Genomic DNA, 19,047 nt, shown 5'->3' on the forward strand with positions numbered 1-19,047 from the left:
TATCATCTAGTGGGGTAGAGTAGTACATTTATATATAATTGTTAGCTCTCTGAAAAACAGTATATCAATTAAAAAAATTTAAGTCAAGAAAAATTAACCCAGGTTAATTTTTTTTTAATCCATGTTAACAAATAGTCTAGTCAATAAATATTATAGTTAACTGGCTACAATATAAACTCATTCCTACCATCAAAAATATTATCAATTAACCGGAATAACTACCAAAATCGCAAAAAGGGGGGATGGATACAACTTATACTTAAATAAATATGTAAAAACAACCGCTATAATTTTCAACGGTTGTTTGTAACATATTTAATTTTTAACTCTCATCCTATCTTATCTCTTACGAACCCGCACTTTCGTAGGCGTCCAAGCCCCTGTCCCAGAGTTTTAAAGAAATAACAAAGAAAACAAGGGAAATCAAAATCAACCCACCGATATTAAAGAGTCCGTTCTTTTCCTGCAAGAAATAGCTGGCAGGATAGTAGGCCGTAAAGGCGAAAGGCACGATAAAGCTAATCAACCAACGAAGGAGCGAATTGTAAATGGAAATCGGGTACTTGGCAAAGTCATTAAACATATAGAAAATGTAAATCATGGCTCCTGACTGCTTGGTCCAAAAAGCGATACTGGCAGTCGCGATTTTCAAGGAAGTATAGATCAAGGTCGCAAAAGGAATGCAGACTAGAAAAATCAGGAATTTTGGAAGAGTCCAAGCAATGCTTGATACTGTTGTCGCTAATAAAATTCCACCGACCAATAGTTCGCCCAAGGCATCAATCTGAAAGGTCTCAACCAGAATATGAAAAAGAGGATTGATAGGACGCGTCAGGTACTTGTCAAACTCTCCTTTTCGCACTAAACGTTGCCCCAGAGCCCAGAGATTGTCAAAAAAGAGATGGTCCAGTCCCTTGGGAATCAAGGAAAAACCATAAATAAAAGCTATCTCTTGAAAAGTCCAGCCTTCTAGGGATGGAATATGTTGAAAGATGACGTTGAGAAACAAGAGGTTCAAGCCTTGGGTCAGAAAGACACCTAAAACACCAACCACAAAATCAACCTTGTATTCCATGATTTGCTTGATGTATTGTCTGATAAAAATCAGGTGCATGCGTTGATATTTTTTCATACTAACCTCCTTGAATGGTGATGAAGGACTGGACTCGTTTCCAAATCAACTGAGACAAGCCCACCATCACTAAGAGCCAGAAAAACTGCAAAGCGAGCGCCTGAAGAATCTGACTGGCATCGTATTTTCCAACAATGATCATGACCGGAGTGTAGATCAAGGATGAAAAAGGCAAGAAGGACAGAATATCTGAAACCACCTTAGGAAAGAAAGCCAAGGGAATCAAACTCCCAGACATAAAGGCAACTATGGAAGTCTTGAGTAGATTGGAACCCCATAGATTTTTAAACACAAAGGCTGAAAATCCAAAGCAGATATTAAAGAAAAAATTGATCAGGTAGGCTAGGGTTAAGCTAAAGAGATAAAGGATGGTTAATCCCAGTACTTCTACAATTCCTTGTCCTGATAAGATTTTCATCAAGACAATCATACTTAAAAATGGCAGTCCAACAGAGGTAAAAATCAACCACTTGGAGCCAAGCTCGGTGAAAAGGTAAGAGGCCGCAAAATGCACCGGTCGCAACAAACGCATGATAATGGAACCATCCTTGACCTCATCACCAATCATAAAGGAAGAATCCGACCTGGTCAGAAGATTAGTCACAAAACTCATGATGATGTAGAAGGTGATATCTGCCATACTAAAGCCCTGAATCAAAGACTCCTGCGAAGAATCAAAGACAGCCTTCCAGAGATAAAAAGCAACAAAAGCCCCCATGACATCGCCAATCCGATAGAGAATAAAGTTGACTCGATAGGTGATCAACTCCTGAACACCTGCATTTATAAAGGGTTTATAACGTCTCCACAATTTGACCATCTTAGAGCTCCTTTCGATAGAAGCGACGGATAATATCCTCGATATCCGTATCCACCATCTTCAAATCACGGACTTCAAAATCAGACAGGGTTTGCTTGATAATATCAGCCGACTGGTAGCGGGAACTATCGAATTCAATATTGAGACTGTTTCCTTGTCTATCAATGGTCATATCCGAAGAGCCTTCATAGTGAGAAAGGAGATGACTTTGACCTGGTACCAGTTCAAAGGAAAGAGTCTTCATCTTGCCAAAGGTTTCCTTGAGCTGGCTAACCGTTCCATCAAAAATCTCCTGCCCCTTGTCAATCATAAAAATTCGATCACAGAGCTGCTCAATGTCGCTCAGGTCATGGGTGGTCAAGAGAATGGTTGTTTCTTCCTCTTGATTGATCTGAGTAATCGCCCGACGAATATTGTCCTTGACCGAAACGTCCAAACCAATGGTCGGCTCATCTAAAAAGAGAACTTTAGGATTGTGGAGCAAGGAAGCCGCAATATCCGCCCGCATCCGTTGCCCCAGTGAAAGAGTCCGCACGGGGTCTTTGATAAAGTCCTTCAAATCCAAGACTTCATTCAAAAAGTCCATGCGTTTATGAAAGAGCGAGTCCGGCACATCGTAAATCTCTTTTAAGACCGTATAGGTCTCTTGCAGAGCCAAATCCCACCATAGCTGGGTACGTTGTCCAAAGACCACACCAATATCTTTAACATAATCCTGACGATTGTCCTGCGGAATCTTGCCGTTAATCCGACAAAAACCAGATGTCGGTTTTAAAATCCCTGTCAGCATTTTGATGGTTGTTGACTTCCCAGCACCATTTGCGCCGATAAAACCTAGAATTTGGCCCTTGGGTACCTCAAAAGTCAAATCCTTGACCGCTTCAAAGGTCTGCTTTTCAGGATGAATAAAGGAGCGCAAAGCCCCTTTCAAGCCTGGTTCCTTAACAGTCTTCACAAAATTTTTCTGAAGATGTTCCACTTCTATCATTGCCATATCTATCTCCCTATCGCAAGGAATAGCAACATTGTATTTTTGACTACAAATATTCTAAGTCCTTACTTTCTAAACTTTCTAATTGTTATTCTTACAGAAGGCTTTATACCAACCTATTATAGTCCAATAAAAAACGGAATGCAAGCGTTTGCCTATAGATTATGAAATTAGAGATTTCTCTCTTAAAATAATACTTTTAAACAAAAATTCTGGTTTAATAGTTTACTTAGAACACCAAAAAACCCACCCAATGGGCAGGTTCTGTTTTGTATGGTTCAGCTAGATTATGCTTTACCTTCTGAACATAAACTATTTAGTTACTATGTTTCATATTACACTGAGAAGTGCTATATTTAGCCATTTATCCACCCACACCACATAGGAAGTATACTTAATCATTCCCTTTAGTTCTTCAAAAGCGTGGCAAAACTCAGGCGAATTTGTAAAATACTTTTGCCACAAATTGTAAGAACTGCTCTAATAAGATTGTAGCTTTTAATGATTTTAAAATAATCTGATATTAACAACCGATAATTTTAGTTAATTTTTCATTTCAAGAATTTGAATGAGTTTGATTTGATGGAAATAGGGAGTTTATTCTCCATTCTTAGTCCCAATTTCATTTAACAATCTATCCAAACTACTTGATTGATGCAATACTCTTAACACGGTAACTGTATCATTGTCAATCCGATAGAAAACTGAATAATTTTTAACTAGCAGTCGTCTAACTTTGATATCTAAACGGAGCAATTCCTCTACAATCGCACATCTTTCAGGAAATATTTCTAAGGTCTGAATCGCCTTTGCAATAGCTTCAAATTGGTTCATAGCAGACTGTGAGGATTGAAATTTATCAGCAATGTAATGATAAATATCTTCCATATCCTGCTCAGCTCGCTTTAAAATGGTAATTGCTACTTTTCTCATGCGTGTATTTCTCTAAATTCTTTAAAGAAATCAACAGCAGGTCGAGCTGTACCATGCTCTGCTTCCTGATAAGATTCAATCATCATTTGTCCAAATTCATCCGAAGTCATTCCTTCTACACTCACTGACGAAGGTGCTTCTGGTAGTGAAATATCAAAAGGAATACTTTTGGTTAATGATACTTGCTTCAATAATAGTGTGACTAATGTTGACATTGGCATCCCAAGTTGCTTCAAGACTTGTTCAGCTGATTGTTTATCTGATTCATCAACTCGAACATTAATTGTAGCTGTTTTTCCCATTTTTATCGCCTCCTTTAATATTTGTAATGTAATTGTATATCATTTTACATTGCTTGTCAATTTAATATTTCCTGAAAAAGAAATTCTACTATTAGATTGTTCAGAAATAAGTCTAGACAACAAAAAATAACCGTGAGGCAGAAAACGGTTAACCAAGTCGTACTCTCGTAGTCCAGCACCGCAAGGAAGCAACAATTCATTTGTTTAGTGAAGATTGTGGATATAAAAAATTAACTTCTCAGCAAAATCTCATTTCTTAAAAAAACGAGGTCGAGATTTTTTGTCCCAGCCTCATTTGTATAATTACCTTAAAAAACATATATTCTAAGGATAATTTACCATCTAGTTTATCTCAAATATAAAGTCAAGTGCAACAAATACTCCCAAATATTTACCATCTTCTTTCCCTATCTCTTTTCTTTTTATCTTCAGCGTAACGGATAAATTCAAACTCTTTTTCTCTTTTTTCCTTTTCTCTATCGTAAGCATCAGTTGAATCACTAATATTATCAGTTGTGGAACTGCGACCAGCTTCACTAAATATTATCACAAGGGCAACAATGAAAATTACTAATCCGATTACAAATCGAATAATAAATATCAATAACCAATAAATAACATAAATAATTATTAGAGATAATATTCCAAAAAGTATGGTTTTAAAGTAGCCCTTCTCCTTTAAAAAAGTAATAGGTGTTGGTATTAATTTTCCTATAAGTAACATCAACAAAATGACCGCTATCGTTATAAGATACAAATATAAAATTTCATCTTGATAAACATAAATCAGCTTATCGTTCACTTTTAAAAAAATTGGCAGATAATAATATAGTCGAATTGCTACTCTAGCTCTTGTAAAATACCAAAAAAGAAAGCCGATTACAGGTAAAATGATAAACAGATACTTTTTCCGATTTACTAAGTTTGTTCTGTGAAAAAATCCCTTTAATTTATTTGTCAATCCCTTTATCATTCGCTTTTATTCGACTTCCTTTCTAAAAACTCACGGTTCATAAAGAATTTGTCCGTCTTCTTGTAAGATTACCTCGTTTTGATAGACCCAAACCACAGAACCGTCTGGGCTATGCACTGCGTTATAGGGAATTTCATCTGTCAGACCGTAGTTTCCTGCAAATACTTCACGCTCTTTAAAGCCCAACTTTTCGCTTACATAGTCAACAGATGACTGTCCACCACTTAGCCAAACACCGGTATCACGCCGTTTACGTGCGTCATATTCACTACGTTTCTCAGTAGTTTCCCTCGTATCTAAAAGTTTCGAACTTATCTTGTAATAAAACACATTCTTATCCGAAAATATTCCTTGTTGCCCAGTCCAGATTCGATCTTTAGAACTATCAGAAGCATCACGTTTTCTGTCAACTCCATCTGGAAAAACCGTTCCGCTGGGTACGAAGTAAATCATTGAACCAGTAAATTCATGTTGTAAACTAGCCTTCAAAATCCCATCTTTAAGAGTAGAGCGGTTTGTATTCAATCGCATATTTTGAGGCTCAACAAGACCATGACCATCAAATTGCAAAACCTTACCATTAGCATTCTGCCACGTTCCAACTAGACTAGAAAACTCTCCTGACTGAATAGAGGTCACATCCAAAGCAGTCGAGGAACTTTCTTCTGTTGAACTACTGCTTTGCGAACTTTCGTTAGTTAATGATTTTGTTGAATTTTCAATTTCTTTACTCAAAGTGGAAGTGGCTTGTTTATCTGATTCTTTTTCACCGTTTCTAGCTATTTTTTTCAATACAACCGAATCTGGGGTAATCTTCCAAGCTCCTGAATTTTTCGGTGTTAAAGTTAGAGTATCCTCCGTTATTTCATAAGACAGACTTACTTCATCATCTCTATATGTTCCAGTTAACTCCTTATTTTTAGAATCAACAGACAAATCCACATTATCCTCAACAATTAAGGAATTCATTTTCAAAGATGCTACTTTATCCTTAATCTCCAAATGAAAAGAGACTATCCCATTTTTTCCTTCATAAACACCGTTGAGTCCCTTATCACACGCTATTAGTAAAACAAGTGAGAATAGCAAGGAAATAAATTAACTTTTTTCATCATCTATCCTCTTTTTTGCTCGTCGGATATGCTATTCCAATCAGGCCTAATACACCTAAGCCTAACATCGTTAAAACAGAACCTGTACTACCTGTTTTGGGCAATTCTTGATTTCTAGCTACACGGCTATATGTCACCACTTGATTCGTACGTTGAGTCACTTTTTCCGCTTTAAGAGAGTGCTCTTTATTATCTTTAACTTCTACAAGTTGTCTAGTACCTTCGGATGGTTTAGTATCTGGTTTTACAGTTGCTTGGTATGCATCATATTGAGCTTTCAAAACATCATATTCATGTACTGCTTTATCAAGTTCAGCTTGTGCATCTTTCAATTCGGTTTCACTTGTACGTTGCAATTCAAGTGCTTTTGCGTAATTAAGTTCAGCTTGTTTAAGTGCTTTTGTAGCTTCTTCAAGTCGTTGAGGAGCATTCTTAAGTGCATCAACCTTATCTTGAGCCTGTTTGAGTGTGGCTTGTGCGTCTTTGAATACATCAGCTGTAATTTGGAAGTTTTCTTCTGCAGTTTTCAAGGTTTCAGCAGCTTCAGCATAAGTTTTTTCTACTGTGGTAACAATTCCTTGACGTTTTGTCAATTCATCTTTATCACTAGCTAGTTTAGCTTTTGCATCTGCAAGGGCTTGTTCTTTTTCTTCTTTTGATTTAGAAAATGATTTAAGATTTTCATCGGCTACTTCTTTTGCTGCTTCAGCTTGAAGGAGATTATCTTTTGCAGCCGCTAGTTGTGCCATTGCTTCAGGAGTTTGTTCCTTAACTGCTTTTGCTACTTCCAGACGTTCTTTTGCTGTTTCAAGTGCTTTATTTGCTTCAATAGCTTTTGATTTTGCATTTTCCAAATCAGTTTGTTTAGAACCAAGTTCTGATTTTGCAGTATTCAATGTATCTTCTGCATATTTCACAGCTTCTTTTGCCTTTTCAATATGAGCAGTTGGATTATCCAATTCTACTTCTGTTGTGTCAAATTTAGATGGATCTTGAATATAATCAGGACGTACTAATTCAAAATGTGTTTTACCAACTGCAAGACCATGACCAATACCTACACCTAGATAGGCTGGTTCATTAGTATAACCAAGAATGCTACGAGCATGTTGCCATTCATACCCATTAAATAAGAAAGCTTTCATAGATTTATAAATACGTTTTTTCGCTTCATCCATTGTTTTTGTATGGAATTGGTCAGCATTTACACCTAAATGTTTATATTCATTTTCGTATTCATCATTGTCCAATCCATATGAGAATAGGTTTTCATAGAATTGAAGTTTTCCACCATCATATAGACCAAACTCACGAGCAACTTCATTAATAGCTTTCGCATCATGACCATCACTCATTTGATATCCATTGGCTTCATCCTTACGAACAACCTTATTTGCAAAATCCATAGATCCGTTTGTAACTTTAACAAGTGGTGATCCATATTGTTTGCGAACTTGATTGATAAGGTCAGCTGCAAATTGATTCAATTCACGTTTTTGTTCATCTGTTAGATTACGAACATCAATTTTACGCAATTTATCGGCTTCATTTGACTTAAATTTGTTTTGAGTACTTAACTCTTCATTGATTTTTGCAAGAGTTGCTTCATCATCAGATTTAAGTGCCTTAATATAGCTATCATTCAATGTGAGGGTATTAATAACTTGATCAGTAAGAGCCTTTAATTGTGCAGTCGCATCATCAAATGCTTTTTGTGCGGTTTTAACCGTCGTTTCTAAATTTGTTACTTCGGCTTCCTTATCTACAACTGTTTTATTTGCAACTGCATTATCTGTTGTAGCGGTTTTCACTGCTTCTTCTGCGTTAGTAATGTCATTACTACGTGCTTGATCTGCGGTCTTAGCAGTTTCTACTGTACGTTCAGCAGATGCAACTTCCGTTTTAGCTGCTTCAGCAGCGTCATTAGCTTTTTGAACTGCTTCTTTTGCGGATGTTTCATTTGCACCACTAAGGTTTTGTTCAGCTTGTTCTACTTTCTTTTGAGATGTAGCTACTGTAGCTTCTTGTTCATGAACATCTTTTTCCACATTCTTAACATCAGCTGCTTTTGTTTCCGCGTCTTGTTTTGCAGTAGTTACTTGATCTTTTGATACAGAATGCTGTGCTGTAGCTTCATCTACTTGTTGTTGTGCATTTGTAACTGCTTGTTCTGCACCTTTAATTGCTTCAGCAGAGGCATTTTGATTCGCTTCCGCTTCTGCAACGGCTTTAGTTGCGTTAGTTACTTGTTGAGAAGTTTGTTGTACAGCTTCATTTGCAGTGTTGTTAGCCGTAGTTGCAGTATTTACTTTTTCTGTTGCAGTATCTACATGTGCTTTTGCACTTTCAACTTGTGCTTTTGTTACTTCTATAGTTTTCTTTGTCTCGCTTATCACTTGAGAAGAAACTTCTTGCTTAGCTAATTCGTTTGCATTAGCGACCTCAATATTTGTCAACGTGGTGGTAACAAGAGTAGCTACCGCTAGGCTCCATTTTGTTCTTTTATCCATTTCTAACTCCTTATAAGTTCTTCTATCATTAGTTTAATACAAAATAACCACTTTGTAAAGATGTTTTGGTATATTTTTAACTATATAAGTAGGATTCCTAGTAATGATTTAAGAGTTAGAATAGATAAGATAGGGGTTCATATGGACAAATACAATTTACAAAAGCATATCTCTCTCCGAATACGCTACTTGAGAAAGCAAAAGAAAATGACACAGTGGGAGTTGAGTGAGAAAGCAAATCTAGGTATTAATTATATCTACAATATAGAGAATAAAAATTTAAACATAAAGCTAGAGACATTAGAGAAAATTATTATTGCTTTAGAAGTAACAGAAGCTGAATTTTTTAACTTTCAAAACCATGACTCTGATTTTGAAACGACAAAAATATTCGAACAGATTTCTGAGCTTCCTGTTTCAAAACGAAAAAAACTACTCAATGCCATCAACCTTATCTTAGAAACCTTAGAATAATAAAATGCTAGACTTTTTTATCTAGCATTTTTTTCTTGCTACTACTTCAAAACTGTAAAATCATCCCATTCTAGTAGTCAATGCTTTATAAAATAATAAATTAAAAAAGACCTGCCCATTGGACAAGTCTCATTTTATTGGTCAAAACTAGATTAAGCTTTACCTTCTGAACCGAATACGTCGATACGTTCTTCAACTGATTCTTGGATAGCTTTTACACCGTCAGCCAAGAATTTACGTGGGTCGAAGAGTTTCTTCTTGTCGTATTCAGCTTCGTTTGCTTCGTAGTCACGAGCAAATTTACGAGTTGCGTTAGCGAATGCGATTTGGCATTCAGTGTTAACGTTAACTTTCGCAACACCAAGTTTGATAGCTGCTTGTATTTGCTCATCAGGAATACCTGATCCACCGTGCAATACGATTGGGAAGCCTGGAAGAGCTTCTGTCAATTTTTGCAAGTGGTCAAGGTCAAGACCTTCCCAGTTTGCTGGGTAAGGACCGTGGATGTTACCGATACCAGCTGCCAAGAAGTCGATACCAGTTGCAACCATTGCTTTAGCGTCTTCGATTGGAGCCAACTCACCTTTACCGATGATTCCGTCTTCTTCACCACCGATAGTACCAACTTCAGCTTCTACTGAGATACCTTTAGCGTGTGCTTTTTCAACAACTTCTTTAGCCAATTTAAGGTTTTCTTCAACTGGAAGGTGTGAACCGTCAAACATGATTGAAGTGTAACCAACTTCGATACACTCAAGTGCATCTTCGTAGTGACCGTGGTCAAGATGGATAGCTACTGGTACAGTGATACCCATTGACTCAACAAGGTTAGCGATCAAGTTGCGAGCAACTTTGTAACCACCCATGTATTTAGCAGCACCCATTGAAGTTTGGATCAAAACTGGAGCTTTTTTAGCTTCTGCTGCACGCAAGATAGCTTGAGTCCACTCAAGGTTGTTTGTGTTAAATCCACCAACTGCATAACCGTTGTCACGAGCTGCTTGGACAAATTTTTCTGCTGAAACGATTGCCATTTGTCAGGCCTCCTATATATTTTTTGGGACATCCCATTTACATTGTTCATTTTATCACTTTTTGATAAAAAAAGCTAGTTTTTCCCATACTTTAGATTGAATTTCTTACAATCCAATCAATGTAACCCCTTTCTTCTCCTTAGTCCTGAGTGACTTTGGGATAACGTATGAAGAAGGTCAATCGAGCATCCTGCATCTCAAAATGATAAGGTAATTTCTCGTGTTCTAATAAACTTTTGACCACAAAGAGTCCCATCCCCGAACCCTTGGCCTTACGACTAGCATTTTCAGAAAAAGACTGGGCCAGTTTTTCTTGTTCTTCAGGACTACAGCTATTCTCGATAAAGAGTTCTCCTTCTCTCTCGCCGATATGAACCAAACCACCTGGAGTGGAGTGCTTGATAGCATTGCTGATGAGATTCGATAATATCAGTTTCATGACAGATGGGTTTATGTAAGCCTGCTGATGGGTTAGGCTAATGTCTACCTGAAGTTCTCGCTCCTTGGCGAGCAAAGCATAATCCTTGACCAAACTTTGCGTCATCTGGACTAGGTCAATGTTCTCCTTCTCCTCTCGCAATTCCTGAACAGAAGAAAGAGAAAGTATCTGGAGAACGTGGTGACTGAGGTCATCCACAATTCCCAAGGCAACTCCAAGATAGTGATCTCTATCCTTATAACGGCCGACATTTTCTTTCATATTTTCGATTAGGATTTTCAAACTAGCCAGAGGTGTTTTCAATTCATGAGAAGCCCCTCGTAGGAACTCAACCTTCATCTTCTCCAGCTGAAGAATAGCTTCATTCTTGTCATGCAAGTCCGCAATGACAGTCAAGAGATGCTGGTAAAGGCTATTGATTTGTTCCTTGAGATCACCAATCTCATCCTTAGAATCCACGCGCAATCGCACTTGGGCATCCAAATCCATCATCCGACGGGTCACCCGCTTGATTTCCAAAATCGGTGCAACAATGGTCCGAGCATAGATGTAGGCCACCAAGAGGGAAATCAGAAAGGATGCCAACAAAGTATAGGGAAGAAACTGGAGACTGATCTGCTCTGCTTCCTTTTGCAAGTCCATGGAAGCTAGAAACTGGAGAGTCATGGTGCTACCATCTTGCGTTTTCACCTCACGCTCCTCGATAAAGAGAGAAGTGGTCTGGCGATCCGTGTCCAGAGGAAGGTTGTCCTTGACTTCTAACTTGTCTTCGGTCATCTCTCCCTTGACAGCCCCTTTGATATCACTGCTCTGGGAATACAAGTCCAACACTTGCTCGATGCTTTGCCTATCTTTTCCGTCTAGGGATTGGGCAATGGCTGTCGCTTTCTGACCAATGGTTTCCTGACGGTGGCTTAGATAAGTAGAGGGAAAGAGAAAATAAATGGCTAAATGAAGACAAATAACCAGAAGGCTAAAAATTGAGAAGGTATAGATAAAAATCTTTGTAAATAAACCTGTTCGTTTCATTTTCGCTCCAATTTATAACCAACATTGCGCACAGTGAGGATGCAATCCAAGTCTAGCTTTTTCCGCAGTTCCTTGATATAGACATCAATGACACGATCAAAGGGAACCTCATCTGTCGCCTTCCAGACAGCATCGATTATCTGAGAACGGGTCAAGGCCCGTCCTTCATTTTTCACCAGATAGTCCAGAATTTCCAACTCTTTAGCATTGATAGCCACTTCTTGACCTGCGAGGCTTGCACTGTAGCTCTCAAAGTCCACCTTTGTATCCTTATAGGAGAAGACTCGTCCCGTATCGTAGTAGCGCTTGAAAATCGCGTCTACCCTCACTTTTAAGAGGGAGAGGGAGAAGGGTTTTTCCAGATAGCCATCCGCCAGAGAGGCAAAGGCGCTCATCTTATATTCCTCATCCTGAAAGGCTGTCAGCATCAAGACAGGAACCTGACTGGTCTTACGAATCTCTGCTAGGACTTCTAGGCCATTAAGCTTGGGCATCTGGATATCCAGTAGTACTAGAGCAACTTCATAGCTGGAAAATTTTTCCAGAGCTTCTTGTCCATCTGCTGCCTCAATGGTTTCATAACCACAATCCGTCAAATAGTCACTGATTCCCTCACGGATCATCTCTTCATCTTCTACAATTAAAATTTTCATAAAAAAAACGTTTCACATTCCTTTAAATTTCTTGTAAATTATCTCAGTTTCATCCTGAAAGGAAGAGGCCTTATCAAGACAAAACAGATAAAAATGCTACCTATATTATACCCCATTTAGGGGAGAATAGGTAGCAAGTTTTTTATTCGCTATCGAGCAAGAGCTCTTTTGGTTGTTTTCTGAGGAGATTGCTTGAAGCAAGCGCCATAACGAGAACCACTAGAACCAAGGCAAGGACAAAGACGATGATAAAGTCTGATGTCTGAATGGAAATGTCTAAGCTCGACAAGGTCTTGCTAAAGCCGTCTACTTCTGCACCACCACCAAGGTTAGAGGCTTGAGCAGCCTTGCTAGCTTGCTTGGCAACACCTGAAGTGACATTGGCAAGAACAGTATTTCCGATGGCACGGGCTGTGTAGTTGGCTAGGAAGTAAGCCGAAACGAGAGCAGGGATGGCGATCAGGATAGATTCGGTGATGAATTGCCCCAAGATACTTGCCTGCTTGAGACCGATAGAGAGGAGGATTCCCACTTCCTTGCGACGGGCGTTGATCCAAAGGCTGAGCAAGAGTGCAAGGAGAAGGACTGAGAAGCTCAAGCTACCCCAGAAGAGGAGGTTGGCCATCTTGTACATCCCAGAGATGGATTGCTCAAGAGCTGGGTAGTTAGAGGAGCTCTTTACAAGTGTGTAGCTCTTCCAGTTGATGCCACTGATACCATTCAACTCTTTCATAACATCATCCAAGTTCTTGTCCGCTGTTACAAAGAAGGTTGCGTCCCCATAAATAGCTGTATCTTCTGTGTATCCATAAAGTTTTGCAGCAGTGTGAATGTCTGTGATAGCTGTATTTTCATAGAGTTCTTGTGAGTAGGTTACTGCTGACTTATTGTGACCATCAAAGAGTCCCTTGATAGTCACTTCAACTGTTTCCTTGGCACCTTTTTCATTGTCTGCATCGTAGATATTGGAGTCTAGTTTGACCTTATCTCCGACTTTCCAACCGTGTTTAGCTGCCAAGTCCTTGTGCATGAGGATCTTGTCTTTGTCGTCGTTGGTTAGGTGCTCACCTTCAACCAGCTTATATGAGCCAGAGACAAACTTGTCTTCTTTAGAGGAGTCATTGACACCTGTAATCATCAAACTGCTTCCAAACCGTTTTGCTCGGTCAGCAGTGAGATTTTTCTTGGTTTCTGGCGTTTCGATGAGGTCGTATCCAGTCAAATCTCCGATGGCGTTGATGCGTTTAACATAAGACTCGATGGCCTTATTTTCGGTGATTTTTTTGATATCCTCACCCTTGATATTCCCAGAACCACGTGGCGTTCCTTGATTGACGCGACGATTGATTTGCATGGAGAAGCTATTGGTGATATTTTTAAAGGTCTCCTGAGAAGCCTTGGCAGTAGCTCCCTTGATCGACAAACCGACCAAACTCAAGCTCGCCATGAGGAGAATAATCAGGAAGATAACAATCGATTTGAAAAACTTCCTTGTAACATAGGCAAATGCGTTGTGTAACATAGGTTCCCTTTCTAGATTTGATTTCATAATTCTATCAAAACAAGCTCATCTTATTTTGTAGTATTGCGAGTTTCAGTCAGTTTCTTATTCTTCAATTCAAGTGTAATATCTGACGCTTGTGCCACTTCTTTACTGTGGGTGACGACGATCACACATTTACCTGTTTTCTCGGCAAGTGATTTGAGCAGTTCGATAATATCTCCAGCAGTTTTAGGGTCCAGATTTCCTGTTGGCTCATCAGCTAGAATAACTGGAGCTTCTGAGACCAAACTGCGAGCGATGGCTACACGTTGTTGTTGCCCACCTGATAACTGGAGAACATTCCGCTTGATCTGGCTTTCATCCAGACCAAGTTCAAGAAGAGTATCCTTGCTGGCCTTTTTGTTGACCAAGCGGATATTTTCCAGCGGAGAAAGGTAATCAATCAAATTATAATTTTGAAAGACCAGGGAAATATGGTGCATGCGATGATAAGAATATCCCTTATTCCGAATGTCCTCTCCTTGGAAAAGGATAGAACCTTCAACAGGGCTATCTAGACCAGCCAGTAGGGACAAGAGAGTGGATTTTCCTGCTCCTGACTCACCAATGATACTATAAAATTTTCCAGGTTCAAAATTATACTTGATCTGATATAAAACTGCTTCAGCAGTGTTCTTATAACGGTAGGTAACATCTTGCAATTGTAATAAAGTCATGATTTCTCCTTCTTATACTCAATGAAAATCAAAGATTAAACTAGGAAGCTAGCCGCAGGTTGCTCAAAGCACAGCTTTGAGGTTGCAGATAAAGCTAACACGGATTAAATTTGATTTTCGAAGAGTATTAACTAATAGATGATAAAATTTCCTTAGGCGATTTTCTAAATAAGAATAGGAAACAAAGGGCTACAGACAAGCAACCAATCAAGAGCAGAAAGACATAGGATTCTGCAAAGGATAGGAGACTAGTTAATAGACCGCTTGCTTTGGCCAGCGTGTCCTGTAAGCTTGCCTGATCTCCACTGGCTAGGACAGTTTGGAGCAGATAGGATGTAACGGCATTTCCTGCAACAAATGCTGGAAGCAAAGCTCCAAGTGATACCAAAACTACCTCTAAACAGAACTGGAGGAAGATCGAGCTCTTGCCTTTTCCAAGTGCCAGAAGAATCCCCACTTCGTAGACCCTTTCTCTCAACCAGAGGGACAAGACCAAAATTAAGGCTCCAGCTCCAGCTATCAACATCCCATAAAGGAAGATGGTCAGGAAGGTTTGGAAGGTTGCAACTGAGTCTTTGATTTGTTCAAAGGCCTTGTTTTCCTTCTCAACTTGGTAACCTTGACTTTCCAAAGCCAAGCTTTCCACCTGCTTCATGAGTCCGTCCATTTCCTTAGGATTTTCTACATAGAAGCGCGCTGCACTGACTTGAGCTTCACTATTTCCCAGAAGGGTTTGGCTACTTTCATAGTCTGTAAAGACTTGGTTTTCACTGAAGTCGGAAGACAAGCCTGTAAATTTCTCTTGTTTTTTACCAGAAAAGATCCCAACAATTTCAAACTCAACTGTCTGTCCTTTTCCAGATTCTGACTGTCCAGCATCCAAGCGAATCTTGTCATGAAGCAAAAGACCGTTCTTCTTAGCCAACTCTTCGTGGATCAGGATTTTCTTGGAATCCCCTTTTTGAAGGTGTCGCCCTTCTTTAAGATTGAAAGCCGAACTGGTAAAGGTGACATCCTTGGATGAATCCTCAAGAGCCGTTAAGCTAACCAAGTTCTTGTCTGATGCTGACAAATCATCACGTTCTACGCTCTGCTCACCACTCACCGCTTCCTTGTCTTTCAGTTTTGCGACCGTTTCGAGTTCAGGAGAGACATTTTCCAGTCCCTTAATCTTGCTCACGGATGCTAGGTCAGACAACTTGAAGGTCTGTCCATTTTCTATCTTTTTGATAGAAAAAGATGTGTTGAGTGATTTGTAAAGATTGCTTTCTACTGTTTTGTTGGACTTCATCAGAGTCAAACAGGCTGAAATTCCTGCTAAAAGGACAAATAAAATCAGAAATAAAATAAAACTTCTCAGTCGTTTTCTGCTGACATAAGCCCAAGCTCTTTGGATTGGATTCATTTGTCACCTCCATATTTGTAAGACTATTATAAAATCCAAATATGAAATGTTTATGAAATCGAAAAATTTTTTGATTTATTTTTTGAAAAAACAAAAAAGCTAGCAAACGCTAACTTTCCTTCTTATATAAGGAGAAATAGTACCAATCAAAAATCTACTTCATTTTAAAAATGATAATCACGTCTTTCTGATTAGTATTTTTCCATTTCCTAAGTTCTTCATTTTCTGACTAGTTTTTGAGGATATTCTTGATAGAATGAATTGGAAAACTCAGTTTAAATGTTCTGATACAATGATTGTTCTTAATGCCAATATTTTTCGATATAGGAAACGTAACCTCTAGTCTTCTTTGTAAAAACAAAAAGAGCTAGCCAAAGCTAACTCTTACCCTATGCGGAGAGAGGGACTTGAACCCTCACGACCTAAAGCGGTCACAGGATCCTTAGTCCTGCGCGTCTGCCAATTCCGCCATCCCCGCGTCGATTACTTTACTAGTATATCAACTTTCAAAATCTTTGTCAACACTTTTTTCAGATTTTTTTCATTTTTCCAACAGGCTTATTGTTCAATTTCAGCAAGGTTTTCATCCAGTAATTTTGCTCCCAATGTGTTCTTAAAATGCCCAAGAGCAAACTGATGATTTTCTGGCCAAATAGAGGCAACTGCAGGCTTGACAATCTCGATTTGATAACCTAAATTATAGGCATCAATCGCCGTATGAAGAACACAAATATCCGTCAAAACACCTGTTAAGATAACAGTATCAACCCGACGTTCTCGCAAACGGATATCCAAGTCCGTTCCTGAAAAAGCTGAATAGTGACGCTTGTCCATCCAAAAGACGCGACTATCCGCCTCATGCTCAGCATAAAAATCAGCTAGGGGGCCGTAAAGGTTACGCCCACTAGTTCCGATGATGTTGTGCGGTGGAAAGAGTTTGCTTTCTGGGTGGAATGTATCCTTCTCTTCATGAGCATCAATGGTAAAAAAGACATAGTCTCCACGATCAAAAGCTAATCTGGTTGCCTGATCAATGGCTTTTGATATTGCTTGAGCAGGTGCTCCAGCAGTTAGCTTTCCATGGTCTGCTACGAAATCCTCTGTATAGTCAATCGAGATTAAAGCCTTTGCCATTAGTAGTCCCTCTTTTTCACTTCCTCAAAAATATCACCAATTAGAACTTTGAGATAAGTCCCCTTCATTCCGAGTGAACGGCTCTCAATAATTCCAGCCGACTCCAATTTACGAAGCGCATTGACAATCACTGAGCGCGTAATGCCAATACGATCTGCAATAACTGATGCAGTCAGCTGCCCTTCATTTCCATCCAATTCAGCTAAAATAGCTGATACGGCACGAAGTTCTGAATAGGAAAGGGTATTAACCGCCATGGTAACAGCAGTACGACGGCGAATATTTTTCTCATCCTCTTCACGTTGGAAGTTCAACAGTTGAATCCCTACCACCGTGCTCGCAATCTCGACAAGGATCAAATCTTCATCTTCAAATTTCTTATCATTGCGCCAAATGATCAACGAACCTAGGCGAATCCCTGACACATGAATCGGAGCAATGGTCGTCAAACCATCTGGAAAATCCGCACGGCTCTCTACAGGGAAAATGGTCAAATCATGTTCAACAGGAAGGTTGGCTTCCGTATCATAGATCATGTTTGCACCTTGTACATAGACCTCAGGGAAGGTTTTGGTTTGGAAGAATTGTTCTACACGGTCATTATTGGTCTTATAACGCATAAAGTAGCCCAAGAGACGTCCCTTGTTATTCACAATACAAGCGTTACAATCAATAATATCTGCTAACTGGCGTGTGATCGCATTGTAAGGAAGTTCATCTTGGAGTTGCTCCTCAGAGCGCTTTAGAATAGACGTGATTTTTCTTGTTTTTTCTAATAAATGTGCCATTTTTTACCTCGCATATAATCGTTTCCATTATAACATAGAAAAGTCTTTATTTCAATAATTATCTGAAAATTGCTTATTTAATTGCAATTTTGAACAGCAAAAATATTTTAGAAAAAAAGCGATTTTTTTATTGACATCCTATTTTAATTTTGATATTATAACATTATAAGAAGATGACATGATAAATCCCTTTCCGTTTCACCTATCCTTTACTATCACCATCTTCTTTTACTATCGGTCTCCTTATATATAAAAGCGATTCACAGTGTGAATCGCTTTTTTCTATTTGTCTCCTTTGTTACGAATAACAAAGCCTGTTTTCTTTTCGTTTGAAGTGTTGCGAGGTTTTTTATTGTCTTTATTACGGTAACGTCTGTCTTTATCAAAACGATCGTTCCCACGACGGCCTTTCTTGAAATCATCACGGCGACCATTTCCACGGCGATCACGATCTCGACGGTCGTCCCCACGACGGCCTCCACGACCTCCCTTACCTTTGCCGCCAAAGCCATTACCTGATGGTTTAAATGGCAGTGGTTTTTCACGCGCAATCTCCACTTCAGGAAGGCTGTCTGGATCTTGGACTGTCAGACTCAAGATATACATAGCCAATTCTTCTGGACTAAATTCTGCTGCTAACTTACGAGCATCTTTAGCAAATTTCTCAAAGTTCCCACGAATGGATTCGTCTGCGAAGTCTCGTTCGATTTTCTTGAGTGCTACTTGTTTCTTAGCTTGGAAGGCTTCTTCAGCTGTCGCTGGTTTCAAGCCTTTCATGCGTTTCTTAGTCAAGTTTTCGATGATTTGAAGGTAGCCCATTTCATTTGGTGCTACGAAAGTAATAGATTGACCTGACTTACCAGCACGACCTGTACGACCGATACGGTGAACATAACTTTCAGGATCTTGTGGAATATCGTAGTTGTAGACATGGGTCACACCTGAGATATCCAAACCACGTGCTGCCACGTCTGTCGCAACCAAAACATCAAGATTCCCATTTTTAAAATCACGAAGGACACGAAGACGTTTATTTTGGTCTAAGTCACCATGAATTCCTTCTGCACGAAAGCCACGAATTTTAAGTCCACGAGTCAA

General features: G+C 39.1%; 18 protein-coding genes and 1 tRNA gene. 1 reads left to right on the forward strand and 18 read right to left on the reverse strand.

The window, feature by feature from the left end:
- Nucleotides 1-346 precede the first annotated feature (346 nt).
- From HMPREF0849_RS02060 to HMPREF0849_RS02095, 8 genes are all read right to left on the reverse strand, one after another.
- Entirely contained in the window at nt 347-1,132 is a 786-nt protein-coding gene (locus HMPREF0849_RS02060) for an ABC transporter permease (RefSeq protein ID WP_000760724.1), read from the reverse strand.
- 1 nt (nt 1,133) lies between these two features.
- Nucleotides 1,134-1,952: an ABC transporter permease gene (locus HMPREF0849_RS02065; RefSeq protein WP_000240160.1), complete on the reverse strand. Its 819-nt coding sequence runs from the start codon at nt 1,950-1,952 to the stop codon at nt 1,134-1,136.
- 1 nt (nt 1,953) lies between these two features.
- Nucleotides 1,954-2,946, reverse strand: coding sequence for an ABC transporter ATP-binding protein (locus HMPREF0849_RS02070; protein WP_001240799.1), 993 nt, complete (start codon nt 2,944-2,946; stop codon nt 1,954-1,956).
- A gap of 594 nt (nt 2,947-3,540) precedes the next feature.
- A complete protein-coding gene (locus HMPREF0849_RS02075; RefSeq protein ID WP_001233036.1) occupies nt 3,541-3,876 on the reverse strand; it encodes a type II toxin-antitoxin system RelE/ParE family toxin in 336 nt (111 codons plus the stop codon).
- Nucleotides 3,873-4,178 carry a type II toxin-antitoxin system RelB/DinJ family antitoxin gene (locus HMPREF0849_RS02080; RefSeq protein WP_000520542.1) on the reverse strand — a complete coding sequence of 102 codons (306 nt, stop codon included), beginning with the start codon at nt 4,176-4,178 and terminating at the stop codon, nt 3,873-3,875. Before HMPREF0849_RS02080 ends, HMPREF0849_RS02075 begins: the two co-directional genes overlap by 4 nt.
- A 391-nt stretch (nt 4,179-4,569) precedes the next feature.
- Nucleotides 4,570-5,139, reverse strand: coding sequence for a hypothetical protein (locus HMPREF0849_RS02085; RefSeq protein WP_232202892.1), 570 nt, complete (start codon nt 5,137-5,139; stop codon nt 4,570-4,572).
- 42 nt (nt 5,140-5,181) lie between these two features.
- Nucleotides 5,182-6,153, reverse strand: coding sequence for a DUF6287 domain-containing protein (locus tag HMPREF0849_RS02090; protein ID WP_156798268.1), 972 nt, complete (start codon nt 6,151-6,153; stop codon nt 5,182-5,184).
- Between the two features lie 109 nt (nt 6,154-6,262).
- Nucleotides 6,263-8,773, reverse strand: coding sequence for an SEC10/PgrA surface exclusion domain-containing protein (locus tag HMPREF0849_RS02095; protein WP_000361401.1), 2,511 nt, complete (start codon nt 8,771-8,773; stop codon nt 6,263-6,265).
- A 141-nt stretch (nt 8,774-8,914) separates the two neighbouring features.
- Here HMPREF0849_RS02095 and HMPREF0849_RS02100 point away from each other — a divergent pair, with 141 nt between their 5' ends.
- Nucleotides 8,915-9,247, forward strand: a complete 333-nt coding sequence (locus HMPREF0849_RS02100; protein ID WP_000362207.1) for a helix-turn-helix domain-containing protein — start codon at nt 8,915-8,917, stop codon at nt 9,245-9,247.
- A 152-nt stretch (nt 9,248-9,399) separates the two neighbouring features.
- On the opposite strand, the gene HMPREF0849_RS02105 is transcribed toward HMPREF0849_RS02100, so the two are convergent.
- The 10 genes from HMPREF0849_RS02105 to HMPREF0849_RS02155 all read right to left on the reverse strand — a co-directional run.
- A complete protein-coding gene (locus tag HMPREF0849_RS02105; RefSeq protein WP_001019000.1) occupies nt 9,400-10,281 on the reverse strand; it encodes a class II fructose-bisphosphate aldolase in 882 nt (293 codons plus the stop codon).
- Nucleotides 10,282-10,420: 139 nt separating this feature from the next.
- Nucleotides 10,421-11,749, reverse strand: a complete 1,329-nt coding sequence (gene vncS, locus HMPREF0849_RS02110) for a sensor histidine kinase VncS (RefSeq protein WP_000831358.1) — start codon at nt 11,747-11,749, stop codon at nt 10,421-10,423.
- Nucleotides 11,746-12,402: a response regulator transcription factor VncR gene (vncR, locus tag HMPREF0849_RS02115; RefSeq protein WP_000697942.1), complete on the reverse strand. Its 657-nt coding sequence runs from the start codon at nt 12,400-12,402 to the stop codon at nt 11,746-11,748. The genes vncS and vncR overlap by 4 nt, the downstream gene beginning before the upstream one ends.
- Before the next feature lie 142 nt (nt 12,403-12,544).
- Nucleotides 12,545-13,924 (reverse strand): ABC transporter permease subunit Vex3, encoded by a 1,380-nt coding sequence (gene vex3 / locus HMPREF0849_RS02120; RefSeq protein WP_000903002.1) that lies wholly within the window; start codon nt 13,922-13,924, stop codon nt 12,545-12,547.
- Nucleotides 13,925-13,974: 50 nt separating this feature from the next.
- Nucleotides 13,975-14,622, reverse strand: coding sequence for an ABC transporter ATP-binding subunit Vex2 (vex2, locus tag HMPREF0849_RS02125; protein WP_000173736.1), 648 nt, complete (start codon nt 14,620-14,622; stop codon nt 13,975-13,977).
- Nucleotides 14,623-14,749: 127 nt separating this feature from the next.
- The gene (locus HMPREF0849_RS02135; RefSeq protein WP_001068258.1) at nt 14,750-16,027 is read right to left on the reverse strand and encodes an ABC transporter permease; all 1,278 of its coding nucleotides are present in this window, start codon (nt 16,025-16,027) and stop codon (nt 14,750-14,752) included.
- A gap of 392 nt (nt 16,028-16,419) precedes the next feature.
- Nucleotides 16,420-16,505 (reverse strand) — tRNA-Leu (locus tag HMPREF0849_RS02140).
- 80 nt (nt 16,506-16,585) lie between these two features.
- Complete coding sequence (locus HMPREF0849_RS02145) at nt 16,586-17,161, reverse strand: cysteine hydrolase family protein (RefSeq protein WP_001029649.1); 576 nt, start codon at nt 17,159-17,161, stop codon at nt 16,586-16,588.
- On the reverse strand, nt 17,161-17,949 hold the full coding sequence (codY, locus tag HMPREF0849_RS02150) for a GTP-sensing pleiotropic transcriptional regulator CodY (protein ID WP_000940725.1): 789 nt from the start codon (nt 17,947-17,949) through the stop codon (nt 17,161-17,163). Before codY ends, HMPREF0849_RS02145 begins: the two co-directional genes overlap by 1 nt.
- Before the next feature lie 282 nt (nt 17,950-18,231).
- Nucleotides 18,232-19,047: helicase-related protein (locus HMPREF0849_RS02155; protein ID WP_033605314.1), on the reverse strand; the 816-nt coding region annotated here is incomplete at its 5' end.

The sequence above is a fragment of the Streptococcus sp. C300 genome (assembly GCF_000187645.1).
Lineage (GTDB): Bacteria > Bacillota > Bacilli > Lactobacillales > Streptococcaceae > Streptococcus > Streptococcus oralis_CQ.